The following is a 12,682-nucleotide window of genomic DNA, read 5'->3' as shown; positions in this document are numbered from 1 at the left end:
AAGCAGATTTTAAAGCTCACATTTCCCTATATTTCAAGGGTAATGGGCTTGTATTACATCATTCCACCCATTCCACCCATGCCGCCCATATCCGGCATGCCGCCGCCTGAACCGTTTTCTTCTGGAATGTCTGCTACTACTGCTTCGGTAGTTAGGAACATTGCAGAAACGGATGCTGCGTTTTGAAGCGCGGAACGAGTTACTTTTGTTGGGTCAACAATACCTGCTTTGACCATATCCACGTATTCGCCTGTTGCAGCGTTATAGCCGATGCCGACTTTTTCGCCTTTCAGACGTTCTACGATGATTGATCCTTCAAGGCCAGCGTTTTGTGCAATCTGTCGTACCGGCTCTTCAAGGGCACGGAATACGATGTTCGCACCAGTTGCTTCGTCACCTTCAAGGTTGAGGTTCTTCAGCGCTGTGAGTACGTTTACGAGTGCTGTACCACCACCGGCAACGATACCTTCTTCTACTGCTGCGCGCGTAGAGTTCAATGCGTCTTCGATGCGGAGCTTCTTCTCTTTCATTTCTGTTTCAGTAGCTGCACCGACTTTTACTACTGCCACGCCACCTGCAAGCTTCGCAAGGCGCTCCTGCAGTTTTTCACGGTCGAAGTCAGAAGTAGTTTCTTCGATCTGGGACTTGATCTGGTTTACGCGGTCTGCAATTTTTGCAGAGTCGCCGGCACCTTCTACGACTGTTGTGTTGTCTTTTGTGACAACAACTTTTGAAGCGCGGCCGAGCTGCGTGATGTCTGTGGATTTCAGATCCAGGCCAAGCTCTTCTGTGATTACTTCTCCGCCTGTCAGTGTTGCAAGGTCCTCAAGCATTGCTTTACGACGGTCACCAAAGCCAGGAGCTTTTACTGCTACTGCGTTGAATGTACCGCGCAGCTTGTTTACTACAAGCGTTGCAAGTGCTTCGCCTTCCACGTCTTCAGATACGATCAGGATTGGACGGCTCTGCTGCACCACCTGCTCAAGTACAGGAAGCACTTCCTGGATGTTGCCGATTTTCTTATCAGTAATAAGAATGTAAGGATCTTCAAGGACTGCTTCCATTTTGTCAGAGTCCGTTACCATGTAAGGAGATGCATATCCGCGGTCGAACTGCATACCTTCCACAACTTCAAGCTCTGTGCCGAATCCTTTTGATTCTTCCACAGTGATAACGCCGTCGTTTCCAACGCGCTCCATTGCTTCCGCAATCAACTGGCCAACAGTGTCGTCCGCAGAAGAAATTGCTGCTACCTGGGAGATAGCTTCTTTGCTTTCGATTGGGTTGGAAATGTTCTTCAGCTCTTCTACTGCAGCTTGCGTTGCTTTTTCAATACCGCGGCGGATCACCATTGGGTTCGCACCGGAAGTAACGTTCTTCAGGCCTTCCTTGATCATTGCCTGTGCCAGAACAGTCGCAGTTGTTGTACCGTCACCAGCTATATCGTTTGTTTTGGAAGCTACTTCGGATACAAGCTGTGCACCCATATTTTCAAAGTTATCTTCCAGCTCAATTTCCTTCGCGATTGTTACACCGTCGTTAGTGATAAGAGGTGAACCAAACTTTTTCTCCAGAACTACGTTGCGCCCTTTTGGCCCAAGCGTTACTTTTACTGTATCTGCTAAACGGTCTACCCCGCGCATCATCGCGCGGCGAGCGTCTTCACTGTGCTTAATTTCTTTTGCCATGCTGAATCAACCTCCATTATAAGTGATATTTCAAGCGTTCATTTTTAATTATTCGATAACTGCAAGTACATCGCTTTCGCGAAGAATTAATAGATCTCTTCCTTCGTACTTCACTTCTGTACCTGAATATTTGGAGAATAGGATTTTATCATCTTCTTTTACCTGTGGTGCTACTTTGTCTCCGCTTTCTGTAATGCGGCCAGTGCCCACTGCGATGACTTTCCCTTCCTGCGGCTTTTCCTGCGCAGAATCCGGCAGTACGATCCCGCTTGCTGTTTTCTCTTCCTGCTTTACTAATTCAATGACAAGACGATCTCCTAATGGTTTTAACAAGGAAAACACCCTCCTTTATTATTTGGCACGTATGTACGTGCTTTGTTAAAAATATCTTTATTAGCACTCGACCTCTATGAGTGCTAACACAATTATAATAATAATCAAGACGAAAAAAATTTGCAACCCTTTTGCTGAAATTTTTTTCTCTTCCTATTAATACAAAACCCTTCTTCCTATCCCCTTTCCCTCTCCAAAGTAAACGCAGGTCCCTGGAGAAGGTATCTGTAAAATATTTATGATACAATGTTTTTTGTATGCTTCATGCAGATATAAGAGAGATAGAATTATAGATAAAGGGGAGAACAGCGCTTGAACAAACACTACTGGCTGATTTTAGTATTCTTTATTTTAATGCAGCTTTCACCGATCGGGATCATTCCAATTATGTTTGCAATGGGATTTGACGGTTCGATGGAAGAGCTCCAGGGACTGGCAATCTCTATCGGCTTTACGATCGGCTTCATTATCATTACCTGGATTGCGTTCCGCGCAAAACCAAACGAAGCCTTACAGGAAAATAAAGCAGATATCCCCAAGACGGTACTCTGGTCGTTCCTCGGGATTTTCCTTGCTTTTGCGGCACAGTATGCAGCCGCAATGATTGAAACATTCGTCTTCGGCATTGAACCGGGATCTGAAAATACGGAAATGATCGTGGAAATGGCAAACGCCGCTCCGTTTACGATCCTTGTTGTGGCAGTATTCGGCCCTGTGGTAGAAGAAATTGTGTTCCGGATGGTTATCTTCGGCGCACTTTATAAACGATTCGGCTTTTGGATCGCGGCCTTAAGCAGTGGTTTAATGTTCGCAGTCATCCACTTTGACTTTACCCACCTGCTCGTCTACCTTGCCATGGGAGTAGTATTCGCCTGGCTCTATGTGAAAACGAAGCGGATTATCGTGCCGATCATTGCACACGTCGGGATCAATTCGTTTGTGATGCTCGTACAGGTAGTTTTTGGAGAACAGCTGCAGGATCTGCTTGAGCAGATGGAAGAAATGGAACAGTCTGTACAGATGATTCTGGGAGGTTGGTTTCTATGAGTCGATCCCCACGTTTTAACGGTTACTTGTTTTTCTTTCTGGGGACGTTATTTTTAATGCTTGCGATTCAGTCCGCCGGGCAGTCCAGCGGCTGGGAAGCACTGACGGTGATCTTAATTGCGTTCGCCGCCTTTGACTACTTCCTCGCCTTTAAATTTTTTGGCGCAGCCGGAAGAGCAGCGGAGCAGAAACGCAAATAGCATAACAATTGATAAAAGCACTTTCCTTCATTCAGGAAAAGTGCTTTTTTCTGTTTTCCTTACTAGTCTATTAGACAGGTATCTTTTTTCTTAAAAAGTGCATTTTTTATGTTTACTTTTCCGCTGACAGGGTATTTTATCCTAAGTATATAGATAGAAAATAAATTCACAATTACTTAGAAAAAGGAGAACACTCATCATGAAATTCTGGCAGGGACTTACATTCCGTTTTATTACCTCCGTTGTTATTGTATTGTTAATCAACACTACCCTCTCTAATTTTTTACTGCAGATGATAGATGCCGTTGGAATAAATCTCGGGATTCTCGGCGTATGGCTGAACGCATCAATGAATATTATTGTTACCACTATTTTGCTTTACTTTCTCTTAAATATTTTCGTGATTAAACCGCTCCGCTCTATGCTTGAGAAAATCAACCGTTTTGAAGAAGGAGAACGCGGCATCACTCTGGAACCAAAGCGTTCCGACGAAATATCGCAGATGGAAGCACGCCTGCAGCGGTTATTTACCAATACAGAAAAATCTGAAGCAGCTTTAACAGAACAGATGCAAGCTGTAGAACAAAGTGCAGCTTTCATTTCTTCTAAAATTGCACACCTCACCGAACGGACGGAAGACATTAACAAGCTGACGGATCATGTGGAAGAAAGCTCCCAGCTGCAGCTTGCCACCTTCCAGGAAACACTCGGCACTACAGAAACGATGGAAGCGCGAATGAACCAGATTTCCAAGCACTTAATGTCTACAGCCGAAGATTTTCAGGCACTGGAAGCAGAAATTGAAGCAGGAAAAGAAGACGTGCAGCAGGTTTCCACCATTATTACTTCTTTAACGAACAGAGCAGAAGATACCCAGCAGATGATGGATCATTTCTCCCGTGAAGTGGAAAAGATTAAAGACGTCATCTCCCTGATTAACGATATTTCCGAGCAGACAAACCTGCTCGCTTTAAATGCCTCGATTGAAGCTGCCCGCGCCGGGGAGCACGGCCGGGGGTTTGCCGTCGTCGCAGAAGAAGTCCGGAAACTTGCGGAAAGTTCCGTTGCCTCTACGAAAAAGATTACGGACACGGTAAACACCATTCGAGTGCAGGTCGGAGAATCGAGTGCCCAGACAAAAGCAGATACCGCAGAAATCAAAGAAAGTGCTGTACAGATAAAAAGTATGAATGACCGCTTTGATTACATCCTTCGGAAGATTTTAGAAAAAATCAGTGAAATCCAGGAAGTAAATGAGCAGACCAGCTCCATCACCCAGGCAAGCAGCGAAATAGCAGCTGCCATGCACACGGAAGCAGAGAATGCTGATAAAAATTCTGCAATGATTGAAAAAGCAAGTGACGCCATTGACGTCCAGCTGCGCGAAATGGAGGAAATGGACCAGACCCTTCAGGAACTGCAGGAGTCCACCGCGAAGCTTGCGGCTTCCTAAGTTTATAAATTTTTATAAAAGTTGAAGAGCATGTCAGAAGAATTTTTCTCTGCAGGCTTTTGTTAAAGTCATACCTATAAAATATATATAAATACATTGGTGCTATAAGACAAAAGTACCTTCCTACAAGAAAGAGATACTTTTTTATCATTTGAATTTTTTTCAATCCATAAATATAATAACTCTTTATGTCCTTACACCACTGCAATCAGGCGAGATTTTGAAATGGCTCTGCCTACTCTAATGCGAACAATTATATACATCGTTACAACAGTAGTTAAGATAGCAGTGGTGAAGATTTACTATTAGAAGATATATGTTGTGATCCCCATCACTTTAGTCGGCCTCTCTAAAAAGATAGATTATTTTACCAAACGTTATTGGAAGCGGACCATACCGCCCCTTTGATTGCTTGTTGATCACCTAATAAAGGTGGAACAATTAACTCCTTTATATTATCTAAGGGCAGGTACCCATTCAACATTTTCTCAACTTCCGAATGGATCAGTCCATATAACTGTGTCTGCTTCATAACTCCTCCACCTAAAATAATTTTTTCCGGAGAAAATAATAGAAGAAAATTACTTACGGCTTGCGCTAAATAATAGGCTTCTAAATTCCAGACAGCTTTGTTTTCAGCGAGTTCTGCTCCTTTTTTTCCGTAGCGCTGAAACAGGGAAGGACCAGCTGCAAGTCCTTCCAAACATTGCTCGTGATAACTACAGCTTCCTCGAAAAAAATCTTTAGGGTGGGGTTTTATAAACATATGCCCCATTTCGGGGTGGTAACTGGTACCATTTAGACATTTTCCATTTAAGATAAAGCCTGCGCCTATTCCTGTACCTACAGTCATATATACACAACTCTCTGCATCCCGGGCCGCTCCATAATAATACTCTCCAATTGCTGCCATATTTACATCTGTGTTTATATAGATAGGAACTTGTATTCTATCTTTAAAATACTGATAAACATTCACCTGCTGCCAATCTTTTTTTGGGGAGGCAAGCACTTGTCCATAATCTGGACTGGAAGCATCAATATTTACTGGACCAAACATGCCTATCCCAATTGCTTCTATGGGATGTTTTTTAAAAAAGACTAAAATCTGATCCAACGTTATTTCAGGAGAAGCAGTAGGCAGGCTGAATTGCTCCTGAATAACCCCTTCTTCATCTGCAACTGCGCATATACATTTCGTTCCTCCAGCCTCTATGGCTCCAAACAACATGACGGCCCTCCTTTAAAACAGTTCCAAAAAAGCTCTTTATATTTAACAACGATTTTTGCCTTACATTTCAACTGAGTGAAATTTTTTCTTTATTTGATATATTGTCTAATTCCCCTTTACTTAGTTGCCTTTTTGCGTAAACGCAAGACATGGAGGTGTAGAAATTAGAAGTATATTAAATAAGTTTTGATTTCATAAGGCTGAATCTCATCATATATAACTCTATCCTCCTGTATAGTCCCTTCAGGTCGTTCCATCAAATCGCAGTGCTGCCAGGATTTTATTCGAAAATCACTTTTCAATGTAATGGAGCTTTGCTGACCAGAATATTCATGTATACGAAGTACTATACCTTCTCCATCTTCAGCTGGTTTTACTGCATCAATCATTATATGTTCTTGGTCAGCGTAAAATAATTGTTTTTCAGGTATACTGCTTTGGCTGTCATGAACTTGAAATGGTTGGTTTAATTGCCAGGCCGCTTTTACTGTTCCGCCTTCATACCAATCTCCTTTATGAGGATATAAAGCGTATGTGAAAAAGTGATCTCCTTGATCTTGGGAGGCATCAGGACTTACAGCTGATTTAATCAAAGAAAGGCGCATAATATTATTCTTAATGTCATATCCATATTTACTGTCATTGAGCAGGCTGACACCATAATTCCTTTCGGACAAGTCTGCCCACTGATGTGCTACAGTTTCAAATCTGGCCATATCCCAGCTTGTATTCCAATGAGTAGGACGCTTAACGTTTCCGAACTGAATATCGTAAGTAGCTTCAGTAGCACGGATATTTACCGGAAAAGCAACTTTCAATAGTTGATTGTGTTCCTGCCAGTTCACTCGAGTAGCAAAATCAATTCTCCTATTTTGCGAATACAACATCATATCCTGCTCTATGATAGAATTTTTATAATTCCATTTGAAACGAATTGTATATCGAAGAGGTCCTTTTTCAATGATTTCACTACTGATAAGTTCTTCTACATTCTGATATTTTTTTTGGTAAAAAATATCAATATCCCATGCCTCAAAATTCAATGGTTTATCTTCAAATACTTTAAAAACATTCGCAGGTTCACCCGTTAATACATTCTTATCGTTTTCTAAATCTTTGATTTTCGTAAGTTGCCCAACATCATTCCAGGTAATATCATAAAATGGAGTAACAACTTGCTGCTCTTTTATTTCAAATGATTCTACTGTATTTGCAGGCTCAGTGTTTTTTCCTGGCTCAAAAACGATTCGAGCACTGCTTAAAGCAGGAATCGATTTTACATAAACTAAAGAAACATTATTCGATATCTGAGTATGAAGTACATTCCCTAAAGCATCTTTCCACTCCCCTTCGATTTCTCCAGGCTGAGGAAGCTCTATATAATCAGATTGTTCCCATGATGAACTATTAAAAACGGTGAGTTCTTTAGTAGAATTATTATTTGTATATTTTTGATGTGTTTGTGATAATGCTTGGGTCACGAGTGAAAAAGCTTCCTCATATTCCTGTTTACTATCTTCATAGACTTCCCTTATAGAAGAACCTGGAATAATATCATGGAATTGATTTCTTAATAATATTATCCACGCTTCATCAATTAATTTTTTCGTGGAGGGATATTTTTCTCCATTAATCACCTGCGTTTGAGTCAATAAAATCTCTGCATATCTTAATTGAAGTTCGAGCTTACGATTCATGTTCTTATTATAAGCTTGGCTGGTGTAAGTACCCCGATGGTATTCCAAATAAAGCTCGCCGTCCCAGGTATGGACATATTCATTTGTGTTATCGATAGTTTTTTTCAATTCATTGAAGTAATCATCTGCCCTTCCAGTTTTAACACGGGGCATACCTGGTATTTTATCGAAGCGACGTCTCATCTCAAGCATATCTCTTGTAACGCCTCCGCCCCCATCTCCATACCCATAAGCTAATAGAAGATTTTTATTTACATTTTTATCCTGATATTCTTCCCAAATGCCATTTACCGACTCTGCATCAATCATGCCATTATAGGTAAATCTTCCACTCGGATCAGGGGTGGTGATAAAATGCGTTAGTATTTCACTCCCATCAATTCCCCGCCACATAAACGTATCGTGTGGCATACGATTGTATTGGTTCCAGCTGATTTTAGTTGTCATAAATGTACTAATTCCAGATTTTTTTAGTATTTGCGGGAGTGCCCAGGAATATCCAAATACGTCGGGAAGCCATAAATATTTCAGCTGACTGTTTTCGCCGAATTCTTTGTCAAAAAAGGCTTGTCCTTTCAAAAGTTGCCTCACCAATGATTCACCTGAAGGCAGATTGGCATCGGATTCCAGCCACATGCTGCCTCCCGCTTCCCATCGTCCCTCCTCGATTCGTTCCTTTATTTCACTATAAAGAGCAGGGTAATCTTCTTTTACGTATTCGTACAACTGCGGCTGGGTTTGAAGAAAGATATACTCAGGAAACATTTCCATTAATCGGAGTACTGTAGAAAAAGATCTCCCGCACTTTTCTCTTGTATGCTTTAGTCTCCATAACCATGCTACATCAATATGTGTGTGACCAAGCGCAGTAATGGTGATCGGGGAATCTCGATTCATCTGTTCCAGCCCTTCAGTGAGATAAGTATTAGCCCGTTTTATTGAAGCATAGAAGGTATCGTCTCCTGGATTAGACCAGTCGATAAAGAGGTAGGTTTTGTCTAAAAGGCTTAAGAGATCAATTTTTACTGGGTCGTTTTCATTCATTAATTCGCAAGCTTCAATAATTGCACGACTATTAAAGTAAAGGTCGTCTGTCGCTTCGTCCAGCCAACCGATCATCCCAGGATGAAGGAGATGTTCCTGCTTCATGTACTTCCCCTCCATACCATCAAGCCCTGACCAAAGACGAAAACGTAAAGAAAGAGGTTTCCCAAATTGATTTTCTTTGAAAAATACTTCCTGATGATTTGAATCGACTCCTTGAAAAAGCTGATTATCAATATAGAGCTGCGATTCAAAGCCTGAATTATTCCCATGACCAGTAGAGCCAAAATCAAAAAAACCTACAGGACGACGTCCTTCTACAATATCAGGGACCGTAATATCAAAACCAACCCATAAATACCGATCCCAGCCTTTCCAATAAGAAGGCGTCTCGATGAGCTCCCAGTCAGATATATCTCCTGAATTTACTGAAGTATCATTTGGTTCTTCAAAAACGTAAAAATTACAAATATATTCCTGCAGTATATAGCGGTATTTGTTCAATTCTTTTATTCTATTATTTAGTTTTTGCTCCATTAAAAACACGGCTTATTTCCTCCTTTAAATTAACCTTTTACTGCCCCACTGGTGAGTGCTCCTACAATAAAGCGCTGCAGTATAACAAATAAAATGATTACTGGCAGTACAGATATAACACTGCCTGCTGCAAGCAGATGCGTACTGATAGTCTGCTGCGTTGATTGAAGATTCATAACACCTACAGACACCGGATAAAAACTTTCATTATCCAGTAGAATAAAAGGAATTACAAACTGCGACCAACTCTGGACTGCAATTAAAATGGTGACGGAAACGATGCCTGGAAGACAAGTAGGAATTAAAATTCTAGTCAAAATTTGAAATCTTGTACATCCATCAACAATAGCTGCCTCATCTAGTTCATAAGGAATCGTGTCAAAATATCCCTTCAAAAACCAAGTAGAGAATGGAAGTACCACGGCAACGTACACGATGATGAGAACTACGTAATTGTTAATAAGTCCCCATTCAGCAAACAACCGATATAAGGGTATTGAGATAACAACGGCTGAAATCATCTGTGTCATTAAAATAGTGACAAGCAGCGCACTCTTCCCTTTAAAACGAAATCGCGAAATAGCATAGGCTGCTGGTATAGCTGTAATAAGAGCAAAAATCACAGTAAACAGCACAATAATGAACGAGTTTCTCAAATAAAGCAATACGTTGGAGTTCTCAAGTACGTGAAGGTAATTCTCATATGCAAATGAAGTCGGAATTATTGCAGGTGGTGTGGCAAATAATTCCTGTTGAGTTTTCAACGATAATGAAATGACCCACAGCATAGGAAAAAGGAAGAAAACAAGAACAGTGCCATAACAGAGATAAATAAAAATTTTCGTAAACAGCAGCTGTTTTTTATTTAACATATTAAGCCGCCCCCCTTTTCCCTAAAACTCTAAGATATACAATGGTCATCCCGACGTTGATTGTTAATAGAACTACGGCAGTTGCTGCTCCATGACCAAGATTAAACTCTCTAAAAATCGAGTTATAGATACTTAATGCAATCACTTCAGTGCTTTGGCCTGGTCCTCCACCAGTTAAAGCCATTACCATATCAAATGTATTGAAAGTATCTATAGAAATAATAATTAAATTGATTAATATTATTGGAGCCAGCATAGGAAGCATAACTTTTAGAAGGCGCTGAATCGCTGAAGCGCCATCAATTTTCGCAGCTTCCATAACATCTTTAGGCAGTGTCTGGATGCCTGCATAAAGAAGAATCATGCTAAACGCTGTTCCTCTCCATATATTCGCTAATGTGACAGCAAAAAGTGCCATGTACGGATCAGATAAAAATGGTACGATATCTACACCTACAAAACTGATAAGGTAATTGAGAATACCTGAAGGAGTTTCGGTATACATTATCCTCCATATAATTCCAATTACTACTCCAGGAATGGCCCAGGCTGTCAACACTGCTGTTCTAACCATTACCGTACCCTTAAGGTTTAATTTCTGACCTTTATCAATTAAAAGAGCAATTAAAAACCCAAAAAACATTTGAAAAAACACACTAGCGGTAACAAAAATCAAAGTAACGATTAACATCTGATAAAACCCGGGAAGAGTAAACAAACGAACAAATGAACTTATAGTATAGCTATAGTCAGTTTCTAAGAAGGAAGCGTCCGTAAAACTGTATCGTATAATCTCAAACACCGGAAAGAGAAATACGAACAGCAGTATAAGTGATAATGGGATTAACCAAGGAATAGGAGAGTTTCCTATTCCTTTAGTTAATGTAAGGGAAAGTGCTGAGCGCTTATTCGAAGTATTCATACTAATTCATTACTCCCCTTCATTCACAACAGCCCATGCGTCGTCAAGTGCTTCTTCCGGTGATTTCCCCCCACTTATAACTTCTGACACTGCAATCTGCATCTGATTGGAAATTTCATTATAGTGCTGCGAAGCTGGTCTTACGTTGGCATCTTCCAAATACTCTCTAAAAGTGTCACTGAATTCACCAGCTTCTAAGTCTTCAGCCTCGTAAATAGAAGTACGGGAAGGAAGACCTCCATGGACATTCGTCCATTCTGTCATACCCTCTTCACCTACAAAAAGACGGTTAATAAGGTCAAATGCAGCTTCTTGCTTTTCTTCTTCTTCTGCAAAAATCCCCCATGCCCAGCCTCCGGCACTTGTTGCAAATTGTCCTTCTTCCAATTGAGGAAGAGGAGCTACTGCCCAACTGTCAAAATCATCTCCTAAAGTTTCTCTCAGAAATGACACTTGCCAGTTGCCTCCTAAAAACATCGCTGTATCACCGCCAGCAATTTCTTCGTTAAGATCGTTCTCTCCACCATAACTGCTGACTCTTTGAGGAGTAGCACCAGACTCTACTGCTTCATTTACAGCTTGAAGTACATTAAGCATCTTGTCGTAGTTATCCCCTTCTCCAAAAGTAGGATTACCGTCCTCGTCGACTAATTCACCTTCCTGTGCCCAAAACAGCGGCCATAATGTTGTCACAGCAGTTCCTTCTCCCCGTCCTCCTGGAAAAATTAATCCGTTGTAACCTTCTTCCTGAATTTCAAGGGAAGTTGCAATGGCTTCGTCCCAAGTAGTTGGAGGTTCTTCCACTACATCTGTATCGTAAAAAAGTACTCTAGTATCTGTATTCATGTAAAGACCATATATTTGTCCATCGTCACCAGTTAAAACATCCTGAACAAAAGGAAGATAATCATCTATGTCAATTTCATATTCGTCAAACAAATCATCTAAAGGCTGAAGGTAATCCATAAATCTTGGAAAAAAGTACCCGTCAATAGCTGCTACATCGGGAGCACGATCAGTATTTGCCTGCTCCAAAAGCCTTGTCATAGATTCATCAATATCGGTAGATTGAAGATCAGTATTCAATTCTACCTGTGGGTAGTCTTCTTCAAATTCACTTACTTTATCTGCAATATAATTTGCCTGAGACTCAGTAGGGTTTTGTGTAGAATATGAAGGCGTAGTAGACCAGTTTAATTCAAATGACTCCTCTTCCGCCTGTTCTGCATTTCCACATGCCCCGAGTAAAATAGCACTTCCTGATAAAGCAGTAATTGTTTTAGCAAGCTTTTTCATAATTTATCGCTCCTTTAATATTATTGTCAGGACTGATAAACGATGTCCCCCCTCTTTTTATATAATAGCGCTTACATTTATTATACTAATTATTCTGAAAAGTAATGTCAATACAAAATATTATATTATATATACATTTGTTATGTTTTTCTGTTTGTTAATTGTTTTCTTTTGTGTATATACGATTTAAACACTGAAATTAAAGGATTTTTACGAGTATTTATTCAAATAAATAATATGTTATTTAATGATTGCTCACTTATATTATTCATATCTTTTATAAATTAAAAGATCACATCAAAAGAAATACTCTTTTGATGTGATCTTAGAACTGCTTTTTTGTGAACTCGGCAGATGAAAAG

General features: G+C 40.4%; 10 protein-coding genes. 3 read left to right on the top strand and 7 right to left on the bottom strand.

What is annotated here, in order from left to right:
* Positions 1-53: 53 nt before the first annotated feature.
* Both groL and groES read right to left on the bottom strand, forming a co-directional pair.
* The gene (gene groL / locus BLP92_RS12270) at positions 54-1,688 is read right to left on the bottom strand and encodes a chaperonin GroEL (RefSeq protein WP_090843252.1); all 1,635 of its coding nucleotides are present in this window, start codon (positions 1,686-1,688) and stop codon (positions 54-56) included.
* Between the two features lie 48 nt (positions 1,689-1,736).
* A complete protein-coding gene (gene groES, locus BLP92_RS12265; protein WP_090843251.1) occupies positions 1,737-2,021 on the bottom strand; it encodes a co-chaperone GroES in 285 nt (94 codons plus the stop codon).
* Positions 2,022-2,333: 312 nt separating this feature from the next.
* Between groES and BLP92_RS12260 the strand changes: the two genes are divergently transcribed.
* From BLP92_RS12260 to BLP92_RS12250, 3 genes are all read left to right on the top strand, one after another.
* Positions 2,334-3,068 carry a CPBP family intramembrane glutamic endopeptidase gene (locus tag BLP92_RS12260; protein WP_090843250.1) on the top strand — a complete coding sequence of 245 codons (735 nt, stop codon included), beginning with the start codon at positions 2,334-2,336 and terminating at the stop codon, positions 3,066-3,068.
* Positions 3,065-3,268: a YdiK family protein gene (locus BLP92_RS12255; protein ID WP_090843249.1), complete on the top strand. Its 204-nt coding sequence runs from the start codon at positions 3,065-3,067 to the stop codon at positions 3,266-3,268. Before BLP92_RS12260 ends, BLP92_RS12255 begins: the two co-directional genes overlap by 4 nt.
* Positions 3,269-3,467: 199 nt before the next feature.
* On the top strand, positions 3,468-4,721 hold the full coding sequence (locus BLP92_RS12250; RefSeq protein ID WP_090843248.1) for a methyl-accepting chemotaxis protein: 1,254 nt from the start codon (positions 3,468-3,470) through the stop codon (positions 4,719-4,721).
* Between the two features lie 367 nt (positions 4,722-5,088).
* Here the strand turns inward: BLP92_RS12250 and BLP92_RS12245 are convergent, their stop codons facing one another.
* The 5 genes from BLP92_RS12245 to BLP92_RS12225 all read right to left on the bottom strand — a co-directional run bounded on the left by BLP92_RS12245 (position 5,089) and on the right by BLP92_RS12225 (position 12,320).
* Entirely contained in the window at positions 5,089-5,952 is an 864-nt protein-coding gene (locus tag BLP92_RS12245) for an ROK family protein (RefSeq protein ID WP_090843247.1), read from the bottom strand.
* A 164-nt stretch (positions 5,953-6,116) separates the two neighbouring features.
* Entirely contained in the window at positions 6,117-9,239 is a 3,123-nt protein-coding gene (locus BLP92_RS12240) for an alpha-mannosidase (protein ID WP_090843246.1), read from the bottom strand.
* Positions 9,240-9,259: 20 nt separating this feature from the next.
* Positions 9,260-10,102: a carbohydrate ABC transporter permease gene (locus tag BLP92_RS12235; RefSeq protein WP_090843245.1), complete on the bottom strand. Its 843-nt coding sequence runs from the start codon at positions 10,100-10,102 to the stop codon at positions 9,260-9,262.
* 1 nt (position 10,103) lies between these two features.
* Positions 10,104-11,024: a carbohydrate ABC transporter permease gene (locus tag BLP92_RS12230; protein ID WP_090843244.1), complete on the bottom strand. Its 921-nt coding sequence runs from the start codon at positions 11,022-11,024 to the stop codon at positions 10,104-10,106.
* Between the two features lie 9 nt (positions 11,025-11,033).
* Positions 11,034-12,320, bottom strand: a complete 1,287-nt coding sequence (locus BLP92_RS12225; protein WP_090843243.1) for an extracellular solute-binding protein — start codon at positions 12,318-12,320, stop codon at positions 11,034-11,036.
* Between the last annotated feature and the right edge of the window lie 362 nt (positions 12,321-12,682).

Origin of the sequence: Alkalicoccus daliensis, assembly GCF_900103955.1 — a bacterium.
Lineage (GTDB): Bacteria > Bacillota > Bacilli > Bacillales > Salisediminibacteriaceae > Alkalicoccus > Alkalicoccus daliensis.
This window is presented reverse-complemented; position numbering and strand designations above follow the sequence as displayed.

Bases quoted from the DNA above. Each gene is read 5' to 3' on its own strand.
- groL (WP_090843252.1), bottom strand. From the start codon at position 1,688: ATGGCAAAAGAAATTAAGCACAGTGAAGACGCTCGCCGCGCGATGATG.
- BLP92_RS12255 (WP_090843249.1), top strand. From the start codon at position 3,065: ATGAGTCGATCCCCACGTTTTAACGGTTACTTGTTTTTCTTTCTGGGG.
- BLP92_RS12250 (WP_090843248.1), top strand. From the start codon at position 3,468: ATGAAATTCTGGCAGGGACTTACATTCCGTTTTATTACCTCCGTTGTT.
- BLP92_RS12245 (WP_090843247.1), bottom strand. From the start codon at position 5,952: ATGTTGTTTGGAGCCATAGAGGCTGGAGGAACGAAATGTATATGCGCA.
- BLP92_RS12235 (WP_090843245.1), bottom strand. From the start codon at position 10,102: ATGTTAAATAAAAAACAGCTGCTGTTTACGAAAATTTTTATTTATCTC.
- BLP92_RS12230 (WP_090843244.1), bottom strand. From the start codon at position 11,024: ATGAATACTTCGAATAAGCGCTCAGCACTTTCCCTTACATTAACTAAA.
- BLP92_RS12225 (WP_090843243.1), bottom strand. From the start codon at position 12,320: ATGAAAAAGCTTGCTAAAACAATTACTGCTTTATCAGGAAGTGCTATT.